General features: G+C 56.0%; 20 protein-coding genes and 1 tRNA gene. 10 read left to right on the top strand and 11 right to left on the bottom strand.

Annotated features, from left to right (window positions below; translation table 11 throughout):
- Positions 1 to 3 precede the first annotated feature (3 nt).
- The 6 genes from EE949_RS15860 to EE949_RS15835 are packed head-to-tail and all read left to right on the top strand — an operon-like array spanning position 4 to position 5,251.
- Positions 4 to 1,599 carry a phage tail protein gene (locus tag EE949_RS15860; protein WP_122665142.1) on the top strand — a complete coding sequence of 532 codons (1,596 nt, stop codon included), beginning with the start codon at positions 4 to 6 and terminating at the stop codon, positions 1,597 to 1,599.
- Positions 1,596 to 2,150 carry a hypothetical protein gene (locus EE949_RS15855; RefSeq protein WP_122665141.1) on the top strand — a complete coding sequence of 185 codons (555 nt, stop codon included), beginning with the start codon at positions 1,596 to 1,598 and terminating at the stop codon, positions 2,148 to 2,150. The genes EE949_RS15860 and EE949_RS15855 overlap by 4 nt, the downstream gene beginning before the upstream one ends.
- Positions 2,147 to 3,070 (top strand): hypothetical protein, encoded by a 924-nt coding sequence (locus tag EE949_RS15850; RefSeq protein WP_122665140.1) that lies wholly within the window; start codon positions 2,147 to 2,149, stop codon positions 3,068 to 3,070. Before EE949_RS15855 ends, EE949_RS15850 begins: the two co-directional genes overlap by 4 nt.
- Entirely contained in the window at positions 3,067 to 3,600 is a 534-nt protein-coding gene (locus EE949_RS15845) for a DNA-binding protein (RefSeq protein WP_122665139.1), read from the top strand. The genes EE949_RS15850 and EE949_RS15845 overlap by 4 nt, the downstream gene beginning before the upstream one ends.
- Positions 3,597 to 4,307, top strand: coding sequence for a hypothetical protein (locus EE949_RS15840; protein ID WP_122665138.1), 711 nt, complete (start codon positions 3,597 to 3,599; stop codon positions 4,305 to 4,307). Before EE949_RS15845 ends, EE949_RS15840 begins: the two co-directional genes overlap by 4 nt.
- Positions 4,280 to 5,251, top strand: a complete 972-nt coding sequence (locus tag EE949_RS15835) for a hypothetical protein (RefSeq protein ID WP_122665137.1) — start codon at positions 4,280 to 4,282, stop codon at positions 5,249 to 5,251. The genes EE949_RS15840 and EE949_RS15835 overlap by 28 nt, the downstream gene beginning before the upstream one ends.
- Positions 5,252 to 5,254: 3 nt before the next feature.
- Here EE949_RS15835 and EE949_RS15830 read toward each other — a convergent pair whose 3' ends face one another.
- The 4 genes from EE949_RS15830 to EE949_RS15810 all read right to left on the bottom strand — a co-directional run bounded on the left by EE949_RS15830 (position 5,255) and on the right by EE949_RS15810 (position 8,859).
- Positions 5,255 to 6,181 carry a hypothetical protein gene (locus EE949_RS15830; protein ID WP_122665136.1) on the bottom strand — a complete coding sequence of 309 codons (927 nt, stop codon included), beginning with the start codon at positions 6,179 to 6,181 and terminating at the stop codon, positions 5,255 to 5,257.
- Positions 6,182 to 6,761: 580 nt separating this feature from the next.
- Positions 6,762 to 6,998, bottom strand: a complete 237-nt coding sequence (locus EE949_RS15820) for a hypothetical protein (protein WP_122665134.1) — start codon at positions 6,996 to 6,998, stop codon at positions 6,762 to 6,764.
- Between the two features lie 101 nt (positions 6,999 to 7,099).
- The gene (locus tag EE949_RS15815; RefSeq protein WP_162874444.1) at positions 7,100 to 7,396 is read right to left on the bottom strand and encodes a hypothetical protein; all 297 of its coding nucleotides are present in this window, start codon (positions 7,394 to 7,396) and stop codon (positions 7,100 to 7,102) included.
- Between the two features lie 560 nt (positions 7,397 to 7,956).
- Positions 7,957 to 8,859, bottom strand: a complete 903-nt coding sequence (locus EE949_RS15810) for a hypothetical protein (RefSeq protein ID WP_162874445.1) — start codon at positions 8,857 to 8,859, stop codon at positions 7,957 to 7,959.
- A 493-nt stretch (positions 8,860 to 9,352) separates the two neighbouring features.
- On the opposite strand from EE949_RS15810, the gene EE949_RS15805 reads away from it, so the two are divergent.
- A complete protein-coding gene (locus EE949_RS15805) occupies positions 9,353 to 11,251 on the top strand; it encodes a potassium transporter Kup (protein ID WP_122665131.1) in 1,899 nt (632 codons plus the stop codon).
- A gap of 211 nt (positions 11,252 to 11,462) precedes the next feature.
- Here EE949_RS15805 and EE949_RS15795 read toward each other — a convergent pair whose 3' ends face one another.
- From EE949_RS15795 to EE949_RS15785, 3 genes are all read right to left on the bottom strand, one after another.
- Positions 11,463 to 12,797, bottom strand: a complete 1,335-nt coding sequence (locus EE949_RS15795; protein ID WP_122665130.1) for a virulence factor family protein — start codon at positions 12,795 to 12,797, stop codon at positions 11,463 to 11,465.
- Positions 12,797 to 15,439: a bifunctional lysylphosphatidylglycerol flippase/synthetase MprF gene (gene mprF / locus EE949_RS15790; RefSeq protein WP_122665129.1), complete on the bottom strand. Its 2,643-nt coding sequence runs from the start codon at positions 15,437 to 15,439 to the stop codon at positions 12,797 to 12,799. The genes EE949_RS15795 and mprF overlap by 1 nt, the downstream gene beginning before the upstream one ends.
- Before the next feature lie 327 nt (positions 15,440 to 15,766).
- Positions 15,767 to 15,843: transfer RNA gene (locus EE949_RS15785), tRNA-Met, on the bottom strand.
- Positions 15,844 to 16,105: 262 nt separating this feature from the next.
- Here EE949_RS15785 and dinB point away from each other — a divergent pair.
- Positions 16,106 to 17,167, top strand: a complete 1,062-nt coding sequence (dinB, locus tag EE949_RS15780; RefSeq protein ID WP_122665128.1) for a DNA polymerase IV — start codon at positions 16,106 to 16,108, stop codon at positions 17,165 to 17,167.
- A gap of 278 nt (positions 17,168 to 17,445) precedes the next feature.
- Here dinB and EE949_RS15775 read toward each other — a convergent pair whose 3' ends face one another.
- The 3 genes from EE949_RS15775 to EE949_RS15765 all read right to left on the bottom strand — a co-directional run bounded on the left by EE949_RS15775 (position 17,446) and on the right by EE949_RS15765 (position 21,681).
- Complete coding sequence (locus tag EE949_RS15775) at positions 17,446 to 18,399, bottom strand: hypothetical protein (protein ID WP_122665127.1); 954 nt, start codon at positions 18,397 to 18,399, stop codon at positions 17,446 to 17,448.
- Between the two features lie 72 nt (positions 18,400 to 18,471).
- Positions 18,472 to 20,187: a proline--tRNA ligase gene (locus tag EE949_RS15770; protein WP_122665126.1), complete on the bottom strand. Its 1,716-nt coding sequence runs from the start codon at positions 20,185 to 20,187 to the stop codon at positions 18,472 to 18,474.
- Positions 20,188 to 20,358: 171 nt separating this feature from the next.
- Positions 20,359 to 21,681, bottom strand: coding sequence for an OprD family porin (locus EE949_RS15765; protein WP_122665125.1), 1,323 nt, complete (start codon positions 21,679 to 21,681; stop codon positions 20,359 to 20,361).
- A gap of 998 nt (positions 21,682 to 22,679) precedes the next feature.
- On the opposite strand from EE949_RS15765, the gene EE949_RS15760 reads away from it, so the two are divergent.
- On the top strand, positions 22,680 to 23,111 hold the full coding sequence (locus EE949_RS15760; RefSeq protein ID WP_122665124.1) for an HIT family protein: 432 nt from the start codon (positions 22,680 to 22,682) through the stop codon (positions 23,109 to 23,111).
- Complete coding sequence (locus EE949_RS15755; RefSeq protein WP_122665123.1) at positions 23,108 to 23,314, top strand: SlyX family protein; 207 nt, start codon at positions 23,108 to 23,110, stop codon at positions 23,312 to 23,314. The genes EE949_RS15760 and EE949_RS15755 overlap by 4 nt, the downstream gene beginning before the upstream one ends.
- Positions 23,315 to 23,382: 68 nt before the next feature.
- Here the strand turns inward: EE949_RS15755 and EE949_RS29975 are convergent, their stop codons facing one another.
- Entirely contained in the window at positions 23,383 to 23,985 is a 603-nt protein-coding gene (locus tag EE949_RS29975) for a cold-shock protein (protein WP_162874446.1), read from the bottom strand.
- Between the last annotated feature and the right edge of the window lie 178 nt (positions 23,986 to 24,163).

The raw sequence follows: 24,163 nt of genomic DNA, 5'->3' as shown, positions 1-24,163 counted from the left end.
CCCATGGGAGCCAGCATTACCCTTGCAGGTGAAAACCTGATTGCCCAGAAACAACCAACGCTGCAGCCGCTCAAGATTGCGCGCTTCATCTTTGCCAACGTACCCGGGTTGAATCCAAGTATCGCAGTCGATCGCGCCGCCGCTAAGCCGCCTGCCGCCCAGATTGTTTACACCTACCAGATCCCGAACGGTAACGCGGGTTACGTGAACCCTAACCAGGTGGTGTACAGCTCGCAGCTGGGGTCCGACCTCGGTGACTGGGATTTCAACTGGGTCGGTCTGGAGAGTGACGAGGGCGTATTGTTCGCCGTGTCCTATGTGCCCCTGCAGCAGAAGCGCCGCAACATTCCGCCGCTGCAGATCGGCAACAACGTGACCCGCAACTTCCTTGTGGTGTTTGACGGTGCCCAGGCACTGACCGGTATCACCATTGATGCCAGCACCTGGCAGCACGACTTTACGGTGCGCCTGGCGGGCATTGATGAGCGCGAGCGGCTGAGCAATCGCGACGTATTCGGTCGGGCCTGTTTCTTCGGTACCGGCCTGCAGCTGGAAAAAGTAGCCGGCGCTTTTCAACTAAAGGCCGGCACGGCCTATATCGAAGGCATCCGCCTGCAGCAGAGCGCATTACTGCCGGTCTTGCCGTCTAAATTCCCAACCACTGCCTGGCTGGATGTTTCCCTGGAGCGCGGCTTGAACGACGTGGCCGCCACCATGAAAGTGGTGTTCGCTGCCGATCGGCCTGACTACTCGGATTCGGTGGGTGTGAAGCATTACTGCGTGGCACTGGCTGATTTGCCTGATGCCAACACCATCACCGACCGCCGCACCGTCGAGGCGATCAACGGCCCGCTGGTGACCCACTTTGCGGCGCGCATTGGCGATTACCCGAACCTTCGAGCACGCGCGACCACCAAGACCGACGTGGGTCTGGGCAACCTGCCCAATGCGACCAGTGACAATCCGGATACCGACGACAGCTTAGTGCTGGCCACCACCAAGGCTTTGAAGGCTTTGGGCACGGCGATCGGAAGTGTTATCGAGAAGATTGTTTCCGGCGTCACCGAGGTTGGTAAGGCTGCCAAGTTGGGCACTGCCCGGAAGATCACGCTGGATGGTGCCGTCACCGGCGAAGTGCTGTTCGATGGTTCTGCCGATGTGAAGCTAACGGCGGCTGCGACTCAGGCAACTGAAACCGTTTCGGGCGGGGCCAAAGTGGCGAGCCAGGCCCAGACAAATGCCGGTACGAATGACGCAGCCTACGTCACGCCGAAGAAATTGCGCTGGGGATTTGCGGTAAGCCTTGGGGCCACGGGCTACATCATTCTGCCCACCTGGTTGAGTGGCCTGACGTTCCAGTGGGGGCGGCTGGTCGGGGTTACGCTCTACCAGAACTTCTACACGGTCACATTCCCGATCCAGTTCAGCCAGGTGTTTCACATCGGTTCGGACATCTATCGGTCGACCGTTATCTCCGGAACCGTGGCCACGCTCACCAAGCCGGATTTCACCACGACCGGTTTCGAGATCTGCGGTGACCCTGACACCAACTCATCCGTAGGCGATATCGCCTGGTTTGCCATTGGAGTGTGCCAATGACCATTTTTGCCACCTGGGTGCCATCCGATACCCGTTTCGCCTTCAGCCTCAGCGCCGGTGAACATCGCCTGACCAATGCCCAGCATGCGGCACTGCTGGCTGCCCAAAGCTTAGGGGTCAAGCTATCCCCTGATGCGGTCACAGGTTTTCCAGTCGCGGTTGAGAGCGTGTCAGAGCGAGCGCAAATGCTCTACGACGTGCAGGTCCGCATCGTGAACGATGTCTGTCAGGGCCAGATCATCAGCGGGTTTTGGTCGTCTGCCCTGGGCGCAGCTTTTTTCTACGACAGTCAGGTGGAAGATCAACTGAACCTGACCGGAATCATCCAGACCGCCGCTGCTAGCGCGTATCCCTGCCGGGATGAACAGGGTGTGAAGGTGTTCCGGGATCACAGCGCCGCGCAGTTGCAGCAAGTAGGTGATGACTTCATTCAGCTCAAACTGCAACTGCTGCAGAAGGCCAATGTCCTCAAGCAAGCTCTGGACACTGCACTGGCAGCGCTCGATCTATCCGCGATTGCCGCGGTGGTCTGGGAGTCTGAATCCGTATGAGCTGGGCACCTGTGACGATGCGCTGGCCTGAGCAGGCCACGGAATGGATGGGCGATCTGACAGCGGCCAAGGATCTGGCCGGTGGCGAGCTGGCCAACACCGCGCAGCGGCTTGCCGGACTGGACGGGCTGGCCACCACCAATCCGGGGCCGGTCGGTGCAGTTGCTGAAAGCGTGATCGCTGCAGGTCGTGCGGCGATGGCCAGTCAACTGGGCGAAGCCCCGGCCTGCATCACCGTGACGCCGTTTCAGTCAGGCATTGGCCAAGGGCAGGGCAATCAGCGCTTTCTGTCCGCACCCAACCTGCTGCAGGTAATGGCCGACAAGCTCACGGACAGTTCGGACGATGCCCGCCCGACAGAGCCTCAATACGCGCTGCTCATCCTGTTCCTGGCCACCAACTACGGCCAGCTAGCCAGCACCTTAACCAAGTTCAATGCGCTGATGCCAGTTCCGGACCTGGTGCGAGCCGAGCGCCGGGCGCAACACCTGTCCACACTCGAGGCGGAGAAGTGGGTGATGCCCAGCGCTGGACCGTTGCCACGTTGGGGCAGTCTGCCGCTGGAGCGTTGCACCGTGCTCAAAGCCGCTAAACAGGCAATGTCGGGCCAGTTGGCCACGCTTGAAAGCTATGCGGCGGACAGCTCGCCGATGGGGGATCTGGCTGCATTGGCTGCACGCAAGGCCGCGCAGCAGCAGGGCAGCGACCAGAAACTGGACGACCTCAAGGCGTTGCTGGCCAGCGGTGACGAAGACACGACCATGCGCGCGCGACTGCTCGGTCCTGGTACGCCTGCAGATCTGCGCAAGGCACTGCTGCAGGACGACGCCCCGGGCCACGAGTGGGTGCTGTCAGCTGGGACCATGTTGGTCGGCTCGCTTCAGGGCTTGAGCTTTGTCCGTGAACTGGTGGGCCTATGACGTTATTGCTCGATGGCCAGCAGGTGCTGGGCAAACGGATGAAGGTCACGGCAAACCTGCGTATCGAAAGCGAGGATCTGTCCGGGCAAACCAGTGGTAGCGAGAAGGCGCACAAGGGTTTTAAGCCTAAGACGCTGACCGTCAGTCTGCAGATTGCTTTCGTTGACCAGGTGCAACTGAAAACGCTGATGCGCTTGGCTGAGGCGACCGAGGGCGGCGGGCAACTGAAAACCTATCGGATCGTGAACGACACGGCGTCGGCGTTCGGCATGCGCCAGGTGCAGTTCACCGAAGGCGTCAGCGCCCGGGAAGATGACACGCTGGCCTCTTGGTCGGTGCAGTTCACCCTGACCGAAAAGCAATCGAACCCGGAGAAGGTCGAGCAGCGCCGCAAGGCCAATGGCTCCAAGGCGCAATCGGCATCAGGCACTGGCGTTGCAGGCGAGGACGGATCCGGAACGGACACGGCGCTCACCGGCTTCGAAGGTGTGTTGAAGAAACTGGATAACTACCTCGGCGGCACGCCATGAGCATGAAACTGCACAAGGTGCTGACTATTGGCGGTGTGACGCATGCCCTGGTGAAAGACGATGTGCGACTGGAGTTGGCAGGACCTGGGCGAGCGACCTTCACCATTCAAGCACCCGCGCCGGTCAAAGGTCTGGTTACGCTGGATGTGGGCTACAACGAAAGCCTGCTGCAGCGCCACTTCATCGGTTACGTGGAAACCTCGACCGCCGCCAATAGCACCGAGCAGGTCCTGTTCTGCAGAGAGGTTGCCGCGATCCTGGCCAAGCCTCTGCCCATGAACCTGCGTCATGTCGACCTGCAGGGCGTTCTCAAAGAGATCAGTACCAAGACCGGCCTGCGCTTTCGTGTTCCAGATCAGGCCTATGCCCGGTTAAAGGTTCCTTACTTCTACAGCCTGGCCGCCGGGTATCAGGCGATGCAAAGCATGGCCGGGGTGTTCGGGATCTCCGACTTCATCTGGCAGCAGCAGGGCGACGGCGAAGTGTTCGTGGGCAGTTGGGCCGACAGCTTTTTTGGCTCCCGATCGGCGCTGCAGCTGCCCGCCGAACTGTTCGACGGTTACCAGGGCAATCAGAGCGCAATGATCGCGGCCTTACCAGGTCTGCGTCCGGGCGCATCATTCAACCAAGGCGAGCGGATCACTAGCGTGACGCTTGCCGGTAGTCAGATGGCAATCAAATGGAAGAAGCAATCGGTCGCGCTGTAGAGCGCCTGTTCCCTGAATTGACGGGTGGTTACCACCTGCCGCGCTTTGGGCGGGTGGTCGCGGTGCCGGACGCTCCTGCAGCGCAAGGCCTGTGCGACGACTTCCGTCCGCGTTTTGGCGTCGACGTCGAAGTCCTGTTGCCCAGTGGCGAGCCGGATCCGGATCTGCCGGTCCTGACCAGCGTCCCGTTGCCTGCGCCCATGGGCGGTCAAGAGGCGGGCATGTTCGGCTTTCCGGAGGAGGGCACCACCGTGGTGATCAGCTTCGCCTACGGCCTGCCGACCAAGCCCTTTATCACGCAGATCCTCCCGCACGGCCTGAGTCTGCCCCGGGTTCCGAAGGGTGATCAGGTGTGGCAGCACAGCGAGGCCTGTCAGCAGCGCGTGGACGCCGACGGCAACTGGCTGCGCCAAACGGACGGCAAGATCCAGGACAAGGCGATCGAGCGGGAAGTGGAAGCCCTGGAGAACACCGAAACCTTCCAGAGCCACACCAGGACGGTGGACGACCATTCCACCGAATCAGTGGGAGGCATCAAGAAGATCGAGGCACTGGGCGCGCTCAAGCTGTTGACCGGCGGATCCGCGAGCCTGGCAGCGGTGGACGATCTGCACCAGGCTACCGGTCGCGACCTCAACCTGGTGGTGGGGCAAAAGCACAACGCCACGGTGGGTGGCGATATGCAGGAGCGGATCGAGGGCCTGCGCAAGAGCGTGGCGGGTGTCAGTCAGCGCCTGCAGTCTCCCAAGACTTGGTTGGGATCCGAGAGCGTGAACGTGCTGCAGGTACTGTGTGATTTACTTGATCTGGTGCAGCAAATGAATTCTCAACTTGCCACGCACACACACGGCCCGACGCCAGTACCAGGTAACGCTACAGCGTTTGCTCAATACTCTGCTCAAGCAACCACGTTGTCCGAAAAAACCAAGCTGATAACTTTGTAAAGATTATTTGATAACTATAGAGCTGGATATGTGTCGGTTTATCATGTTCGATACCGAGATGTTCTTTTTTTGTAATTCGATCCTCACATCATCCCAGCTAAGATTTATTACGGTATGAGGAACTATCTCTTCTCCATTCTTTACTATGAATGCCCCTACCGCAAATGAGTCGCCATCATTTAGATTGGCGTAGCTTTTCAAATAAGCTTCTATGGTTTTTCTGGCCGTGTCCGCCGAGTCGCCGATAAGCCGTCTGACTTCTTCGTGGACGTGGCTAATTGCCCCGATATAGGCTCTCGCGCCTTTCTTCAAATCGTATCTGTCGGGAAGCTCGTCAAGGATATTTCGCTTGAATTTAGAGTTTTCCGCTAGCGCTGTTTTTTCTGCGTAAATTTCCAGATTGAATACTAACTGATCTGCTTTCTTTTGCTCCGTTAAAGTCCATTTGCTAGGTGTGGAGATTGTGTGTACCGCCAAACCATAGTGGTTAACATGGTTCCGAAGCGCCTCCATTGCGCGGTAATCTAGGGTGTCATCGTAATGTTTGCTAAGGAGTGTGCTAATCGTATTTTCTGTTTCTGACTCATTGGTGGAGCACTTTGACGCAAGGCCTGCTACACGTTCAGTATACTGTTTCGCTGTTGATAAAAAATTTACGAGTCTGCGGTTTAATGTTGAAAGAATTTTGTAGCTGTGATGGTAGTCGAAGTGGACGCTGTTAGCTAAGTTGTCCAGTGTAAGGATTAACTGCTCTTTCTCAAACTCTAAATAGTTGCACAGTGCTAAGTCGTACTTCTCCTCAATGTTGAGTGCGATGCCCAAGATTCTCCTGGCGAGCTGAATTGAGATATATTCACTAGGGGTAAGTTCTAGTTTTTTATGGTTGTCTAAAGTAATGGTGCCAAGAAAATATTTTGCCTCGATATCCATGGCGTACGCTCCGATATTGTTCGTATGTAATTGTATGCTCAATTAAATCAGAAAGAGAGTTACTCAGATAGCTTTATTCAAGGCGGCATCACCACGCCTATGCATAAGCACACCCGTCGAAGTAATCGATGCCGCTCAGCAAGAAACCGCTCGGGGCCATTCCGGACAAGCTCGCATCAAGTAGCCCAGGCAGGGGGACAGGTTCCAACGGCATCCCCTCGATACCCGCGCTACATCTGATCTTCGGTCCTCGCTTTTCATTTATCAATTCCCCTAACTCCGGAATAAATCCCCACCATACGGCTGCCCTCGTGGTGTGCCCCATTCATCCCCAGTAAAGAACACTAGCCCGAACGCTGGGATGTAGGTCACTGGTCCGTATTCGACCCAGCCATTTGCGAGCGTCACGTGCACTGCAGTGCACTCGATACGCTCTGGCCGATCCGGTAAAAAAGCTATCCGGAAGACAGCTGTGTGGGTCTGCTCGAAAGCGACCTCAAGTCCGGAGACAAGACATTCGCTGTCGCCATGGGTGAACACCACATCTGCAAGGCCACGGTAAGTCATGTAGGCCATGTCTTCACCTGATCACTTGGTCGAGCTTGGCCTCGACTGCATAGGCCAGTGCGCCGTCAGCCAGTTCCAATAAATCACTAAGGTCATCGCCATCGATCACTTGGGACCGGTGGAGCGTGTGAGCTGTTCTGAGAAGCGTTTTATGCTGAGCTCCAGGATTATCTAGAAGCGCGACCTGGTCGTTTAGCAGCAGCGTCCACGTCGCGATAGCGGCGGTCCTTTCAATAGTTTCCATATTCATAGCTCCCGGCCTACCCATCAAATATAGCTGTATGCATAAACAGTACTATAGGTGGTGAGTCGTCGCCATTCGATCGGATGAAATGCATGTCAGCGGTCACATCACCAGCGATATCTATGCTTTTTCAAATTGGACCGATCTTCGGACATGGGAGGGATGTTGCTCAAAATGGCGATCAGTTCGAACCAGGGGTAGGCCCCGTGGGTATTCGCCAGGCAGCCGGGTAAGTGTTGAAAGGACTGAGACGCCATATCAATGGGCTGAGCGACCAAACACTGGCTGCAGACAACAAAGTCAGCCATCAACGTCCAGCGGCCGGACCAGCCAATTTGCTGCTCGTTGATTTCAGTGCTGCCGCTCAAGTCCACACAATGCTCATACAACGATTGTTTATTCATTTCACACACCCTGTGTTCTTAAGGGGATGACATCCAGTCCTCCCACCTAAACAGGATAGGTCGCGCTGCTGTGAGCCTCTGACCGTTTCGGCATAAAAATCTCAGTGAAATAAAAAAACGTCCGAAAAAGCACTTATCCCCCTCCCGCCGACGGGCTTTGTGTCCCTTTTCTTTGCAAATCTCTGAGCAGAGCAAAGCTACCCCCAGCCCCCGCAGGCCTTGGGCCTCTGCAGTCGATTGGCGATTGCACTCAGTGCAAGGTTTTGCAGAACAATGTCATCGGACTGCACAGCTCGATGCAGACGCTCTTGGACGGTTGACTTAGGCGATGGCCCGGTTGGCTTGAACAAAAACTTTAAAAACCGGCGAAAAGTGGAATTTTAATAATCAGCTCCCCTCTCGGATCTGCGTGTTGAACGAACCGATGCCACCGAACCATAAAACGCTGGAAGCCTCGTCGATCAAGGCTTTCCGGCATTTAGGATGGTGATGGAGATTTGCACAAGGCTGCAGCTCAATTCTGAATCGCGGTCCCGAATCAAGGGGTGAGATCTGGTGAACTAAACCTTTGGATTAGCGCGCCGCCACCATCTAGGTTTGGTTTCCTGGACGGAGACGAAGCCACACAACCAGTCTTCATAACTTTCGTCATTCGGAATCAGGCCCTCTCGGAGAGGTTTCTCAAAGTCGAATGTTGTGATCCTTGGCGGATTTCCCTTCAGCCGCGACTTATAGCGTTTTTTAAGTGTTTCACCATGGTCTCTCACGTCTTCGCACAGCTTAATACTGAAGAAAATAATGTCATCTGTGTAGAGAGAAATGGCTTTAACGGTCCCGCCATACTCTTGGTTCGTATTCGTTTCTCCATAAGGCAAACCCAAGTACATATGGTGTATAGAAGCTCCCTCCGGAAACTGCTTGTTCTTGAAAGCAGTCAAAAGCTCGTTTCGCTTCGCTAAAGCTGCATTCAGGTTTACCACTGAGTCAGCTACTGCGGTTACCGTAGATATCGTCCGTCCCACGGTGGACAGGCGGCTCAGAACAATGTCTTGAATTGCCGCAATGGGCGGTGAAATCTCCTGCAAATAAAGCATGTTGGGCGTCATTTCGAATTGGGTAGTTGCTGGGATCTGGCGTGTAATGACCTTTGTTTTATGTGCCTCATAATTTTTCCGATCATTATCGTAAGAGCTCTTCAACGCCTTGACGTGCTGCTTTTTTAACGCTAACGCGAGGGACGCTACCGTCACAGCGAGCGATAAGACCGCATTCGTGTGTTGAAACTCCTTCACCAGCTCCTCTCTGAATTTACCTTTTTCTGCGATGCGCTGAGCAGCTACTGCACCTGCGAACGCCCCAGCCAGCGAAGTCGTGAAAGAAGAGTTTGCAAAACTTTTTATGTTATCCCAGAGAGGTGAGACGAGAGGGGACAGCTCTGCGTATAAAGAAGCGATTTCAGTCACGTACGAAAATCTCACATGGTGGTCAAACAGGGATCACTTTGGTCGGTCTTCAGTGTATGCACATTGATTGAGTCTAACCCTACTTTTTAGCTTGGGAGGCATGCCAAGCGCTTAGCGTCTTTTTGTATATATTGAGCATCGTAGGGGCAACCCAGACTTACAAACCCGACCTTCGGGGCGGATGGCGTGGTGACGGTGGACATTGACTAACCTCGGCGGAGATGTGGGCTTCGGCATATAGCCGAGGCAACAGCTGGGCGCTGGTATCCGGAACCGGATTCGTGCGCCTCTGATCAAAAAGTGCGCAATTCTAGCGATCAGCCCGGCGATTGACCAGTGTTATGCAGAGAATTACGACGAGTGCTGCGCTATGCTTCGCGTCGTTACGAAATATGTCGGTATTTCCGATGTCGGTAGCACGCATTACGTATTGGCGACTCAAAGCACCATCGCGTGTTTTTTGCAGTTAATGCCTCGGTTTCCGGAGTGGTAAATGAGTCAAGCAAGCAGTCAGGCTGAGACCGGGCATCCAGTGTCAAAACCACTCGCGCTATTGATGGCGGCGGTGGGCGTGGTTTATGGCGATATCGGCACCAGTCCGCTGTACACCCTCAAGGAAGTGTTCCAGGGCGGATATGGCGTGGACGTCACTCATGACGCCGTGCTTGGCATTCTGTCGCTGATCTTCTGGTCGCTCATCTGGGTCGTCTCCTTCAAGTACATGGTCTTCATCCTGCGCGCCGATAACCAGGGGGAGGGCGGCATCATGGCGCTCACCGCACTGGCTCGTCGGGCGACGATCAAGTACCCGAAACTGCAGATGACCATGGTGGTTTTCGGTTTGTTTGGTGCTGCGCTGTTTTATGGCGACAGCATGATCACTCCGGCGATTTCCGTGCTGTCAGCCATGGAAGGGCTTGAGCTGGCCTTTGACGGTATCGAGCATTGGGTGGTGCCGATGGCACTGGTGGTGCTGGTCGCGCTGTTCCTGATCCAGCGTCATGGCACCGCGCGTATCGGCGTGCTGTTCGGTCCGGTGATGGTTACCTGGTTTGTGGTGCTGGGGCTTCTGGGCATCAACGGTATCGTGCACCAGCCTGAAGTGTTGCATGCAATGAATCCATTGTGGGCTGTGCGCTTCTTTATCATTCATCCCGGTATTGGCGTCGCGATCCTTGGCGCTGTAGTGCTGGCGTTGACCGGTGCCGAGGCGCTGTACGCCGACATGGGGCATTTTGGTCGCAAGCCGATTGCCCGGGCATGGTTCGCGCTGGTCCTTCCTGCACTGGTGCTGAACTACTTTGGTCAGGGCGCGCTGGTTCTGGAGAATCCAGAGGCTGCGCGGAATCCGTTTTATCTGCTGGCGCCCGGTTGGGCTTTGCTGCCGCTGATCGGCTTGTCGACCCTGGCGACGGTGATTGCCTCTCAGGCGGTGATTTCCGGGGCGTTCTCCATGACGCTGCAGGCCATTCAGCTCGGCTACATCCCACGCATGTACATTCAGCACACGTCCAGTGACGCGCAAGGCCAGATCTACATTGGTGCGGTGAACTGGTCGTTGATGGTGGGGGTGATTCTTCTGGTGCTGGGCTTCGAGTCCTCGGGCGCGCTGGCTTCGGCTTATGGTGTTGCAGTCACCGGGACGATGTTCTGTACCACCATTCTGGTTTCGTCCGTGATGCTGCTGCTCTGGAAGTGGCCTGCCGTTCTGGCGGTGCCTCTGTTGTTGGCGCTGCTGTTCGTGGACAGTCTGTTCTTCGCGGCCAACGTTCCGAAGGTGATTCAGGGGGGCGCGTTTCCGGTCATTGCCGGGGTGGTGCTGTTTATCCTGATGACCACCTGGAAGCGCGGTAAGCAACTGCTGGTTGATCGCATCGACGAAGGCGGGCTGCCGCTGCCGATTTTTATCAGCAGTATTCGTGTCCAGCCGCCTCATCGGGTGCAAGGGACAGCGGTATTTCTGACTGCCCGCAGCGATGCAGTACCTCATGCCCTGTTGCACAACATGCTGCACAACCAGGTGCTGCATGAGCAGGTGGTGCTGTTGACGGTGGTCTATGAAGACACTCCAAGGGTTCCGGCGCAGCAACGTTTTGAGGTTGAAGCCTATGGGGAAGGCTTCTATCGCGTGATCCTGCATTTCGGTTTCATTGATGAACCGGATGTACCTGCCGCGCTCGGCCTTTGTCATCTGGATGAGCTGGATTTCAGCCCGATGCGCACGACTTATTTCCTGAGTCGTGAAACCGTGATCCCGTCAAAAATGGTCGGTATGGCCCGATGGCGTGAGGCGCTGTTTGCGTTCATGTTGAAGAATGCCAACGGCAATCTGCGCTTCTTCAAGCTGCCGTTCAATCGAGTGATCGAGTTGGGGACACAGGTTGAGATGTAGTTTGGCGGCACGCACCGCACATGTGTCCTCCTGTTGGAGCGAGGCTTGCCCGCGAAGAGCGTTAACGCGGTCGGTCTGATACATCGAGTCAACGGGTTCGCGGGCAAGCCTCGCTCCAACAGGGATGCGGGTCTACACGGGAATCCACTCAACAAAAAATCCCCGCAGCCTCACAGCTGACGGGGATTTTTTTGTACTGCCGTAAATCAGCTTACTGCGCGGTAGCCTTACCCTGACGCTTATTGATGAAAGTAATCAAGCGCTTGGCCAGCGCCGGGTAGTTTTCGTCAAAGTGGTGACCACCCGGCAATTGCAACTTCTCGCCGACAGCGGTGGTGTCGGTGCAGCCGCTTTCCTTGGTCTCTTCGACGCCATAGACGCACAGTACTTTTTCGCCAGGCAATTTAGCCATTTCCGGACCGGTTTGCAGATCCTTGCCTGCCGCGCCCAGCCAGCCGTCGACGCGAATTTCGAAGCTGCCCGTGCGGGCGAAGGCCAGCAGGATCATGCCGTCAACGCGCTCCTGATCCTCTTGTGGCAGGCGGTTGTAGACGGCAGGCAGGACGTCCGCGCCAAATGAGTAACCCGCGAGGATGAAGCGCTTGGCGCCCCATTTCTGACGATAGTGCTGCATCAGTTCGGTCAGGTCAGCGGCCGTCTGCTCGGGAGATTTGTGTTCCCAGTAGTAGCGCAGGACATCGATACCCACCACTGGATAGCCCATGCCAGCCATGTCCCCGGCAACGACTTTGTCCAGGTCACGCCAGCCACCATCACCGGACAGGAACAGCGTTACGGTGTCGGAGGGTTGCGCAGCAGGCACCTCTACGACAGGGATACCCAGACCGCCACCTTTGTCATCATCGCCAACCAGTTTGCGGCGCAGCTCGCTGTTGAGGACCTGTGGCAGCTTGATGTCATAGTCGCTGATGCTGGTGTCGGCGTTGGTCTGATCACGCACGAATGCCGCAGGCTCATCGTCCGGCGCGTCGTTCCACGCGACCATCCAGTGACCGTGGGGTGCGGTCTTGGGCAATGGCACATCGCAGATAACCGGCGGCGTCTCATCGGGCTCTAGGGTTTTGACCGGCTGAGAAGGTACTTCCAGATAGAAACCTACTGAAATAGCTTCCGCCTTGTCGTTGTTCTGCCCCGCGAGCCAGCGCCAGGCCAGGGTTGCGCCCGGGCCTATACCGGCTACGACAGTTGGTGCTTCATCAAGTTTGCCCAAGGCCTCATTGAAGGTCTTCTGCTGCAGGGTGCAGTCTTCCTTTGGCAGTACAACCTGAATGATCCGGGCAGAAGCGTCTTGACTCAGGGCCTGCAATTGTTTGTCAGACAGCAGATCATCGGCGGTCACGGCCAGTGCAACCTGAACCTTGGCCCGGTTGCCGGGCGTTACGCTGATCACCGCTGAGCCGTCGCTCAATGCGGAGCGCTCCAGCGTTGCGGGTGGGGCGGGGCGGCTCCACAACCAGACTCCAAGAACCAGAACCAAAACAATCAGCAGTGCTGCGAGCAAAATGCGCCGGTAGCGTTGAATCATCAGCGTTTCACCAATCCAGTCAGGCCGCCCGCAATCAGGGCGGCGGTGTCAGCCAGTGCCACCAGCGGATCGAGTCCGGCGGGCACGGCCATATAACGAGGTTCCCAGTCAGGCTGGAATTTGTCTTTGAAGCGACGCAGGCCCTGGAAGTTGTAGAGCTGTTCGCCACGACGGAACACCATGGAGCCCAGGCGCTGGGTCAGGGGCGCGCCCCGGCGTGGTTGCAGGCCCGATAGCGGCACCATGCCCAGGCTGAAGCGTTCGTAGCCGTGCTCTTTGTAATACAGAATCAGCCCGACCATCATGAACTCCATGGTCAGCTTCGGAGCATCAGGGTGAGCGCGCATCAGGTCCAGGCTGGCCAGATCATGACGCGATGTCTCAAGCAGGTTGGAGAACGCTACCGGCTTGCCTTCGAAATGGATGATCGCGATGCGGAAATGCTTGAGGTACTCAGGGCTGAAGCGGCCCAGTGAGAAACCTTTTTCGCGCACATTTTTGCCTGTCAGCCAGGCATCGGAAATGACTTTCAGTTCATCAAGCGGTGCCTGACCTGCTTCATAGATTTCCAGCGACAAACCATCACGTCCGCCCCGGTTCCAGGTGTAGCGCAGGTCTTTCATCTCCTTGCCTTTGGCTTCGATGTCGAAGCGCCGCAAGTTGACCCGAGCCTCTTCACCCAGCTTGATCGCAGTCAGGCCGATGTCCATGTAGAACGGCAGATTTTCCGCGCGGACCTGATAGAACACAGGGCGCGCGTGGTGCACATCACACAGGTCGCGGAATTGCCAGATCAGCTCGGCGCGCTGCTGAGTCGGGCCGATCGGGTCATAAAGGGCAACGAGGCTGCGGCCGCGATGGGCGTACATCAGAAATGCGTTGCCCTCGGGATGCAGTAGCACGGCTTTATCGCCGGTCAGCACCAATCCGCCATCAGGCTGTGACGACGCATTGAGGATTTCCGCGGCCTTGGCCAGCTCTGAAGCGTCCGGAAGTTTGATAACCGGTCGCGCGGTGCGCAGCAACCAGGTGAGCGAAACAATGACCAGTAACACCGCGCTGCCCAGCGCTGAGCGAAGCCCGCGAGGTGCATCCGCATCCAGCGTGAACTGCCACCACAGTTGATGGCTGTAGGGCACGTCCTGATAGGCAAACAGCAGTAGCCAGAACGATGCCCCAAGCACGCAAAGTGTCGCAACCAGGTACAGCGGCGAGAAGGGCAGTTCCAGCAGGCGACTAGGCCGGTAGAACGAGCGGCGAAAAATGGCCAGCAGCGCCGCAGTCAGGATCAGCAAAGTGGCTTCTTCATAATCGAAGCCTTTAAGCATCGACAGTGCAGCGCCTGCCAATAGCAGAATGACCGTCAGCATCCATGCGGCCGAGAGGCGGCGTCGCAGTCCTTGAGCCAGCAGCAGACACAGAACGCCAATAAGGCTGGCGCCAAAGTGTGAAAGGTTGATCAGGCGGTGGGGGATTAGAAATCCCAGATCCTCAAGGCGGGTGTCGATTTCGGGCGTCGCACCGGAAAACAACAACACAACGCCGGAAAGGAACACCAGTAGTGCGAGGATCGGCGCGGCGAGACCGGATGCGACGCGCATCGCCTGTTTGGTCGGTAGCAGGCGCTGACCTTCTGTGAACAGAAGCACCAGACACGCCAACAGCAACGGCAGGACGACGTAAATCATCCGGTACAGCAACAATGCGGCAGCCAGCGGCGCGGCACCCAGTTCGTTAGCGAAGGCTGCGAGCAGGATCGCCTCGAAAACGCCCACGCCGCCCGGGACATGGCTGAGCACACCTGCGGCCAGTGCCAGCAGGTAAATCAGCATGAAGGCCCCGAATGGTGGCGATTGTGGCAGCAGTAGATAGAGAACAGTGGCGGCCGCTGCGACATCCAGTGCAGTGATCACCAGTTGCATCAGCGTCAGGCGCACGCCAGGCAGGCGCAGGGTACGGCGTCCGGCACGCACCAGCAGAGTATGGGGGATCGTCTGCTCAGGTAGTCGGCGGCGATAAACTGCAATGGCCAACACGGCTGTCAGCACTAGAACGCCGATGGCAATCGCTGCCAGCAGGTCTACAGGTGTATGCAGCGCAAGGGATGCACCGGACAGGTTGCTCAGGGTCGCGAGTGCTGCCAGCGGTGGCAGGGCGCAGCCGAGCGACAAGCTGGCGAACAGCGTCATCCGGGCAACTTCTACCGCGCCGATGCCTTTGCGAGAGTACAGTCGATAGCGCACCGAGCCACCGGACAGCATCGACAGGCCTACAGCATTGCCAATGGCGAACGCGGTAAAGCCGCCAAGAGCCAGGGTTTTGTTAGGCAGATTAACGCCAGCATAACGGCTGGCGGAAAATTCATAGCCGAGCAGAATGACGAAGCCGACTGCAGCCGCTAACAGCGCACCCGCCAAAGACGGCCCCGGCACGCTAAGCAGTGAGTCTTGCAGCGCATAAAGATCAAGCTCGCTCAACATGTGTCGGCAAGCGATCAAGGCCACGGCGAACAGCAAGAGCGTAACGCCCAGTCCGATTGGCTGGCGGTATTTACTCAACAGCTCCAGCCATTGGAGGCGCGCAGGTTGGATAGGTTGATTAGCCGTAACTGCTTCGTTCGGTTCTGACGGGTTAGCGCGCATCAATCACTCCTTGGATCGTGCGCGACAGAATGGAGGTATACAGCCAAGTTACCAATCCCTACGCAAAAAATATTTCGAGATGTTAGCGCGTCATCGTCTAACGAGCGAATGGAGCCTGTACCTTCATGTAGCTGTTCAGCAACAGTTCAGCTATTAAACAGCTATCGGCAGATCGCTGTAAAACTGTCGGGTTTTGTAATATTACGTTACAAGGAGTCGGTTCGGTGGAGCGGGGTGGCGGGAATTTGCTTTCTGCATCAGAGGCTTGCGCTACTTTTCACACGCGCACAAAAAAGGCCACTCTTTCGAGTAGCCTTTTCTGCTGTTTGGTTGCGGGAGCCGGATTTGAACCGACGACCTTCGGGTTATGAGCCCGACGAGCTACCAGACTGCTCCATCCCGCGTCTGTGTGGCGGCATTCTACAGAGGATCACAGGGCTGTCAATTGTTAATTCAAGAAAATTGCTTTTCCTTCAATCGGTTAGCGTAAGTTTTTGACCGGGCGGACAAGCTGTAAGCCCTGCCAGGTGGGGCTGTCAGCCAATATCTATACAAACTCTGGAGCGGGGGGTTACTTCAGTTTTCCGGTAGGCCCGCACATCACCAGATGTCACATGTCGACACGAGTGAGATACTGCCCGACCACGTCTCTCGCAAAATTCTTACATGACGCAGCGAAAAATCATCCATGTTGACTGTGACTGCTTCTATGCAGCCATCGAAATGCGCGATGACCCTCGGCTGGCCAATAAGCCGCTGGCTGTGGGGGGCTCTGCGGATAAGCGAGGCGTCATTGCAACCTGCAATTATGAGGCGAGGGCTTACGGCGTGCGTTCGGCGATGTCTTCGCGGCATGCCTTGAAGCTTTGTCCGGACCTGACCATCGTCAAGCCGAGAATGGATGCCTATAAAGAAGCGTCCAAAGAAATCCAGACCATCTTTCGTGATTACACCGACCTTATCGAGCCATTGTCGCTGGATGAGGCCTATCTTGATGTGTCCGATGCCGGCCATTTTTCCGGCAGCGCAACGCGTATCGCACAGGATATTCGGCGCCGGGTGTCCAACCAACTGCATATCACGGTCTCTGCTGGCGTAGCGCCGAACAAGTTTCTGGCCAAAATCGCCAGCGACTGGAAGAAACCCAATGGCTTGTTTGTGATCACTCCGGATCAGGTCGAGGATTTTGTCGCGCAATTACCCGTCAGCAAGCTGCACGGTGTTGGCAAAGTGACCGCCGACAAACTGGGCAGATTGGGGATTATCAGTTGTACCGATTTGCGCGACTGGAAAAAGCTGGCACTGGTGCGAGAGTTTGGCTCGTTCGGCGAGCGCCTGTGGGGGTTGGCCCGCGGTATTGATGAGCGGCCTGTGCAGAACGACAACAGGCGTCAGTCGGTGAGCGTGGAGAATACCTACCACACAGATCTTCCTGATTTGGCCAGTTGCCTGGAAAAACTACCGGAATTGCTGGAAACGCTGAACGGGCGCGTCGCGCGCATGGATGGGCATTACCGTCCTGGCAAGCCTTTCGTCAAAGTGAAGTTTCACGACTTCACCCAGACGACCCTTGAACAGTCAGGCGCCGGTCGCGATCTGGAGAGTTTCGAACAGTTGCTGACTCAGGCGTTTACACGAGGAGGCAAGCCTGTGCGCCTACTAGGGATTGGTGTGCGATTGCATGATTTGCGTGGGGCTCATGAACAGCTTGAGCTGTTTTCGCGCTGAACGGATTTCTGTATAGGCCAGACACCGCCCTATCGAGAAGCAAATAGGCAGCTCTCATCACAAAACACGTCACTATTTAAATTTCCACAGAACCTGTGGGGCCGAATTTATTCGGGAAGAGGTCGGTACATCCGCCACATCATTGTCGTCGGGAATGCAGCCTTCCTGGTTAAAGTGGAGTGCCATCCCGGCCGTCCCACTAATCCTCTGTTTGCCGCGAGACAGCCCGGTGTCATAAATACCGGGCTCACCCCTACAGAAAAACGGCGCGAATCAGGTCACTTTTCAGCGCCTGGATCCGCTACCAGTCGACCCGCATCCTTGGCCAGTGCTTTCAAAAATTCCTGTTGCAGCTGCGGATCGTCGCGAGTCATCTCGATAAGGCTTTGTTCGAGGTCGCTGGCTTCTTCTTCCAGGCCAAGATCCGATAGACGTTTGACCCGATAGACCCATTGGCTGACTTCGTCGTCTTCCAGGTCGTCATAAATCAGCCCGTGGGCTTCAATCAATTTACCGCGCAAGGTGCGACTGACTGCCAGGTCGGCATTGGCGTGGGTATCGTCCTGCTCGTCTTCGACGCTCAGATACAGGCGTGTGACATGGCTCAGGTCCTGTTCGGCGAAGGGGCTGTCTAGCAGACTCAGGCGTAGTACACCGTTGCGATCAGTCGTCAGTTCATGACTCTGGGAGCCTGCCTTGACCGTCACCGGGCGTTCATTCCAGGGGAGCGTCGAGTTTTCGATTCTCTTCTCCCGCTGGACCTCATTGATACCGGCCAGATTCTGTTGAGCGCGCCCGTGAGACGGTGCGTTCATGAAGGGGTTGAGGCCGGCAACGCCGTAGTTGATCCAGTCTTTGGTCACGCTGTCCGGCAGGCGGCCCAGAGCAAAGACGTTGACCACGTTTGCGCCGACACCTGCCACGACCGCCACTGCACCGAGGGGGATCTCGTAGATTTCCCGCCATGGCTGATAGGGTGTGTACCGATCGTAAAGACGGGTTACTTCAAATTCGGTGACCTCAAAGGTCCGGTGTTCGTGAATGCGCACACGTCGTTGTGGCAGCTCAAGGGTTTTGGGCTCACCAAGGTCAATCTGTACGTTGTGCGAGAGCAGTTTGCGCTCGATACGTTCTTCGTGCTCGCTGCGTTGCGACAGTTGATTGGCGCAGCCGCTGACCAGGGACGCGCAAAGAATCACGCAGCCTAGGTTAAGTGGGGATCGCTTGAACATGAGATCTCTTGCGAATTAAGGCAGGTCATGGCTGAAAAATGGCGCCCACCTCATGGTGAGCGCCATCAAGACTCAGCGACGAACGCGGCCCTGGATGAAGGACAGTACCTCGGCAACCGGCAAGGCCTGGGCTTCGGACTCGGTCCGGCTCTTGTATTCCAGATTGCCTTCAGCCAGACCGCGATCGCTGACCACGATGCGATGCGGGATACCGATAAGCTCCATGTCCGCGAACTTGTTGCCCGGACTGGTTTTCTTGTCGCGATCATCAAGCAGCACTTCATAGCCTGCAGCGGTCAGCTCGGCATACAGCTTATCGGTCGCTTCGCGAACTGCCTCGGTTTCGTAGCGCAGAGGTACCAGAGCGATCTGGAAAGGTGCCAGAGTGTCGTTCCAGATAATGCCGTTCTCGTCGCTGTTCTGCTCAATGGCAGCAGCAACCACACGGGATACGCCGATGCCGTAGCAACCCATGGACAGGTTGACCGGTTTGCCGTTCTCGCCCAGTACCTGGCACTTCATGGCTTCGCTGTACTTGGTGCCCAGCTGGAAAATGTGGCCGACCTCGATACCGCGTTTGATTTCGAGGGTGCCTTTACCATCAGGGCTAGGGTCGCCAGCAACGACGTTACGCAAATCGGCTACGGCCGGAACCGGCAGGTCGCGTTCCCAGTTGACGCCGAAATAGTGCTTGTCGTCGATGTTTGCACCAATGGCGAAGTCGCTCATCAGCTCAACCGAGCGGTCGATGATGCAAGGCAGTGGCAGATTCAGCGGGCCCAGCGAGCCAGCGCCGGCACCAATAGCAGCACGCAGTTCGGCTTCGGAGGCCATGACCAGCGGGCTTGCGACCTGCTCGAGTTTGGCGGCTTTGATTTCGTTCAGGTCGTGGTCGCCACGAATGATCAGGGCAATCAGCTTGCCTTCTTCTGCAGCGTGGACCACCAGGGTTTTGATGGTCTTTTCGATCGGCAGGTTGAAGCCTTCTACCAGTTGCGCAATGGTCTTGGCGTCCGGTGTATCGATCAGGCGCAGCTCTTCAGTTGCAGCGCCACGGCTGGTTTCGCGTGGGACAGCCTCGGCTTTCTCGATGTTCGCGGCGTAATCGGAGCCATCGCTGAACACGATATCGTCTTCGCCGGACTCGGCCAGTACGTGAAATTCGTGGGAGCCTGCACCACCGATCGAGCCGTTATCAGCCTCGACCGGACGGAATTTCAGGCCCAGACGCGAGAACACGTTGCAGTACGCCAGGTGCATACGGTCGTAGGTGACCTGCAGCGAGGCATGATCAGCGTGGAACGAGTAGGCGTCTTTCATGACGAATTCGCGGCCGCGCATCAAGCCGAAGCGCGGACGGATCTCGTCACGGAATTTGGTCTGGATCTGGTACAGATTGATTGGCAGCTGTTTATAGCTGTTGAGCTCATTGCGGGCCAGATCGGTGATGACTTCTTCATGGGTCGGCCCCAGACAGAAGTCACGGTTGTGCCGGTCAGTCAGGCGCATCAGCTCAGGGCCGTACTGTTCCCAGCGGCCAGATTCCTGCCACAGCTCTGCCGGCTGAATGCCCGGCATCAATACTTCCAGTGCGCCAGCAGCGTCCATTTCTTCACGAACGATGACTTCGACCTTGCGCAATACACGCAAGCCCATGGGGAGCCAGGTGTACAGGCCGGAAGCGAGTTTGCGGATCATGCCGGCACGCAGCATCAGCTGGTGACTGACTACGACCGCATCGGAAGGGGTTTCTTTCTGTGTGGCGAGCAAAAATTGACTGGTGCGCATGGTAGGCCGTTGTCGGTTGCTGAGACTGGAAATGACTGGGCATTGTACGGGCAGTGTCTAGTCCCGTACAGGCCGTGAGGTTCTCAGGATTACAGCGAAATCTGTTTGACCCCTATATGAAAAAGCCCGGCATCAGCCGGGCTTTTCATTAAACGAGAAGCTGAGTGGCGATTACAGGACCGAGATCGGGTAGTCGACAATCAGACGGAACTCGTTAACGTCGCCTTCACCCTGATCGTCGTTGGCGCGGTGCCATGCTTGACGGATGCGGAACGACAGGTCTTTGGCTGGACCGGCCTGAACCACGTACTTGGCTTCGAAGTTGGTTTCGTGGTGCTTGCCGTCTGCGCCATACAAGTTTGCATAGGCACTGCCCGTCGGGGTGTTGGTGCCGTCAATGTCGTAACCTTTGATGTAACGGGTCATGAAGCTCAGACCTGGAACACCGTATGGAGTCATGTTCAGATCATAGCGTGCCTGCCAGGATTTCTCGCCAGGACCGTTGAAGTCGGAGTACTGGATGGAGTTATTCAGGAAGATCGAGTCGCCACCCCTGTTGTTGTCGCCGATACCGATGTAATCGAACGGTGTATCGCCGTTGATCTTCTGGAATGCAACAGTCACGGTATGAGCGGCTGCGAACGAGTAAGCGACCGAGCCAGAGAACGCGGTGTTGCTGATATCGCCCGCTTTCGCGCTACCTTCGTCTTCGGTGCGATACAGGTTTGCATCAAATGCCAGAGACTGAGAGTCAGTCAGCGGCAATGCATAGTTTACGTTGGCGTAGTACTGGTCCCAGATGTCTTCCAGTTTTGCTGCGTAGAGCGCGACACCAAGGCTGTCAGTAATTGAGTATTTACCACCTACGAAGTCAGCCGACTTTGCCGACTGGCCCGCATAGGTTGCCCAAATGTTGCCGCTGTGGCTGGTGTCATCCTGACTGGTGCCGGAGTAGAAGTGACCACCTTCCAGATCCAGGCCAGCGATTTCGCTGCTCTGCAAGCTGATACCGCTTGCAGTTTGAGGCAGCAGACGAGAGCCGCCCACGGCGAATACAGGGCTGGTTGGCTGCATGTCGCCAATTTTCAGCTCTGTTTTCGAAACTCGGAATTTAACAGCGCCACCGGCTTTGCCGAAGCTGTCTTCGTTCTCGCCTTGGCTGTTGGTGACCAGGTTGCCCGAACCTGAATATTTGTCCGAACCGTCCAGCTTAAGGCCGAAATAGCCAAAGGCCTCAACGCCGACACCGATGGTGCCTTGCGTGTAACCGGTGCTGAAATTACCCCAGAAGCCTTGGGTCCAGTCTTTGTCGTCAACGTTGGTGTCTTTCTTGTCGCGATTGTAATAGTAGTTGCGAGCCTTCAGGTCCAGCGTGCTGCCCTCAATGAAACCTTTGGCATCAGCCTGATCGCTGACAAACGGTGCTGCTGTTGCCAATTGAGTACTGGCGGCAGTAACGGCCAGTGCGATTGCGCTCCACTTCATCACTCTCATCGTGACTTGCTCCTTTGGTTTTTAAGAGAAGAGTACTGCCGTCCACCTGTTTTTTTATCTGGACGGCTCTTTCTTTTTGTGTCGGCGAAATCTATATCACGCTGACATGGGTGGCGATAGTTACAGACCTAACCTTGCAAAATTTTTACGGTGTTGTCGCAAACGATTACTGCGTCAGTCGCAAATGCATAAGCGTACGCAACTACTGTGTTACTTCGAATGCTTGAGCACAGGTTCAAAGAGTCTATGCGGTACGTCCGTCATCCCTCCTTGGGCTGTCTCTTCGCCTCATGCATGGGCGCTGTTTTCTCCTGATCCGCCAGGAGAGCATTCACCCTTGCTCAGTACCATAGCAACAACCGTGCACAAAGCTTAGCGGAATGAGAAAAAAATGTGAAAAAACGAGCATTTACTTTCGAAGTGTTTTTTAAGTGATTGAAAAATAACATAATAAATAAAAATTGATTTTAAAAAATAAGCAGCGTTTTCGTCGCGATTCAGGGTTTTCCGGCAGGGCGCGTTACCCGTGAGGGCGTAACTTGAGTAGTCCGGACGGGAACGGTTGATTTGTGACTGGAAACCGGGTCGTTTTGGTGCGTTGGCCATTCCTCGTGCATTAGAGTGGCCCGAGGGCGCGGCCGGTGAGTAATGTGTAGCGCCGCTTCGTTTCATTTAGATGACGCATGCCTTTTTCCGGGGGCTTCTGCGCCGAGTTATCGGTTGCATATCTGTAGAGATATGTAACAGATGTCATAGTGATGGCTTTCTGGTCGGGTGTGCGTAAATGGGGCATCGCACGTGCTGGTTGATTCTTAATGGTGCGCAATCGCGGGCAGGGCTTAATAAGGTAAGCATGGGGAGTCGGGGCGCTGTAAACCGATCACCGGGAAGGTAAGTCGTGAAGTTGTAGTTGTTCCCGAGTATCCTGCCTGGTAGTGCGCGACGGTTTAAAAATACAAGTCTGTGCAAACGCTCACCTGTAGATCAGGAGTTATATCGTGTTCGTTCTGGATTCACGCTTGCAAGAAGATGCATTGCTCATTGGCGACTTCCCGTTGTGCCGATTGCTCTTGTCCAATGATTCAAATTACCCCTGGTTTATTCTGGTGCCACGACGCCCTGATATCTCCGAAGTTTTCCAGCTGGATGCCACTGACCAGTTGCAGTTGTGGACAGAGACTACTGCCCTCTCAGAGCTGCTGAAGGAGCTGTTCAACGCCGACAAGCTCAACGTGGCCGCCCTCGGTAATGTCGTCAGCCAGCTTCACATGCATGTCATCGTGCGACGAAAAACCGATATCGCCTGGCCGGCGCCGGTGTGGGGCAAGCATCCTGCTCAGCCTTATACCGCGCAGGAGTTCTCGCTGATCAGGGATAATCTGCGCAAGGTACTGGTCAGCAATTTCACCTTTGCGGAGCAGTCATCATGACTCTTGAAGCACGAGTAACCGATCTGGAGAGTCGACTGGCTTTTCAGGATGATACTATCCAGGCCCTCAATGACGTGCTTGTCACCCAACAGCGGGCACTGGACCGGCTGCAGCAGCAAATGGCGGCCATGCTCAAGCGTCAGGAGGAAATGGGCAGTCAATTCGAAATGTTCGGCGAGGACGCGCCACCGCCACATTATTGAGTCTCAGTGGGCATAAAAAAACGGCCTTCTATTTAGATAGAAGGCCGTTTTTTGTACTGCGGTAAAAATCAGCGGCGTGGCAAGGCTGCAATTACATCCTCTGCCTGAAGGCCCTTGTCGCGATTCATGACCGAGAACTCTACACGTTGGCCTTCGACCAGCACACGGTGGCCTTCGCCACGAATGGCCCGGAAATGCACGAATATATCGTCGCCGGAGTCACGCGAAATAAAGCCGAAGCCCTTGGACGTGTTGAACCACTTTACGGTACCTGTATCGCGGTTGGTCATGTCGTGGCTTTGCGCAACGGGTGAAGGAGAGGACCGGTAAAAACTGACGGCCAGGTGCAGGGCTACCGCGATGAGGGCGGCGGTGAGTGCTGCGATGATGGCTGGCTGGCCAGCAATGGTTTCCAACGGTACAAGCAAGGTCAGGATTTGAAGCACAACAGCAAGGACAAGTAGTGCGCTGACCAGATTTTGCAGGTGATGACGTGGTCCTCTGTTCCAGTAGGGGATCACGGGTGCCAGTACAAGATTCAGCAGGCCGAAGAATGCCAGATAAAGCGCATCGGGTTGCAATAGAGAAGACAATGCTTCGCTACGCAGGCTGGGAATAAAGGAAAGCAGCAGGGCTGCGGCTCCCGTTAGCAGGTGGACTATTTTCAACATTTCGATAACTCACATTAAGATGGATCACAAGGAAATAGCTGAGGACACCCGGTACGCTTCTAGAAAAGTGAAGGCGTGAGGCACGAGTGAACTTTCAGCCTATGCACAGCAGCCCGATCAGTCAGATGCCGAGACACGCCGTGTATTTAACAGCAAAGCTCAGGGCTACTCAAATCAA

The sequence above is a fragment of the Pseudomonas viridiflava genome (assembly GCF_900602065.1).
GTDB lineage: Bacteria > Pseudomonadota > Gammaproteobacteria > Pseudomonadales > Pseudomonadaceae > Aquipseudomonas.
The sequence above is the reverse complement of the archived record's forward strand: the minus strand, read 5'-3'. Positions and strand labels throughout refer to the sequence as shown.

Excerpts from the sequence above, each read along its gene's own strand:
- EE949_RS15830 (WP_122665136.1), bottom strand. The coding sequence starts at position 6,181 with ATGGATATCGAGGCAAAATATTTTCTTGGCACCATTACTTTAGACAAC.
- EE949_RS29975 (WP_162874446.1), bottom strand. The coding sequence starts at position 23,985 with ATGTTGAAAATAGTCCACCTGCTAACGGGAGCCGCAGCCCTGCTGCTT.
- EE949_RS15860 (WP_122665142.1), top strand. The coding sequence starts at position 4 with ATGGGAGCCAGCATTACCCTTGCAGGTGAAAACCTGATTGCCCAGAAA.
- EE949_RS15805 (WP_122665131.1), top strand. The coding sequence starts at position 9,353 with ATGAGTCAAGCAAGCAGTCAGGCTGAGACCGGGCATCCAGTGTCAAAA.
- EE949_RS15775 (WP_122665127.1), bottom strand. The coding sequence starts at position 18,399 with ATGTTCAAGCGATCCCCACTTAACCTAGGCTGCGTGATTCTTTGCGCG.
- EE949_RS15845 (WP_122665139.1), top strand. The coding sequence starts at position 3,067 with ATGACGTTATTGCTCGATGGCCAGCAGGTGCTGGGCAAACGGATGAAG.
- EE949_RS15755 (WP_122665123.1), top strand. The coding sequence starts at position 23,108 with ATGACTCTTGAAGCACGAGTAACCGATCTGGAGAGTCGACTGGCTTTT.
- EE949_RS15835 (WP_122665137.1), top strand. The coding sequence starts at position 4,280 with ATGGAAGAAGCAATCGGTCGCGCTGTAGAGCGCCTGTTCCCTGAATTG.
- EE949_RS15855 (WP_122665141.1), top strand. The coding sequence starts at position 1,596 with ATGACCATTTTTGCCACCTGGGTGCCATCCGATACCCGTTTCGCCTTC.
- dinB (WP_122665128.1), top strand. The coding sequence starts at position 16,106 with ATGACGCAGCGAAAAATCATCCATGTTGACTGTGACTGCTTCTATGCA.
- EE949_RS15765 (WP_122665125.1), bottom strand. The coding sequence starts at position 21,681 with ATGAGAGTGATGAAGTGGAGCGCAATCGCACTGGCCGTTACTGCCGCC.
- EE949_RS15815 (WP_162874444.1), bottom strand. The coding sequence starts at position 7,396 with ATGAATAAACAATCGTTGTATGAGCATTGTGTGGACTTGAGCGGCAGC.
- mprF (WP_122665129.1), bottom strand. The coding sequence starts at position 15,439 with ATGCGCGCTAACCCGTCAGAACCGAACGAAGCAGTTACGGCTAATCAA.
- EE949_RS15795 (WP_122665130.1), bottom strand. The coding sequence starts at position 12,797 with ATGATTCAACGCTACCGGCGCATTTTGCTCGCAGCACTGCTGATTGTT.
- EE949_RS15770 (WP_122665126.1), bottom strand. The coding sequence starts at position 20,187 with ATGCGCACCAGTCAATTTTTGCTCGCCACACAGAAAGAAACCCCTTCC.
- EE949_RS15820 (WP_122665134.1), bottom strand. The coding sequence starts at position 6,998 with ATGAATATGGAAACTATTGAAAGGACCGCCGCTATCGCGACGTGGACG.
- EE949_RS15850 (WP_122665140.1), top strand. The coding sequence starts at position 2,147 with ATGAGCTGGGCACCTGTGACGATGCGCTGGCCTGAGCAGGCCACGGAA.
- EE949_RS15840 (WP_122665138.1), top strand. The coding sequence starts at position 3,597 with ATGAGCATGAAACTGCACAAGGTGCTGACTATTGGCGGTGTGACGCAT.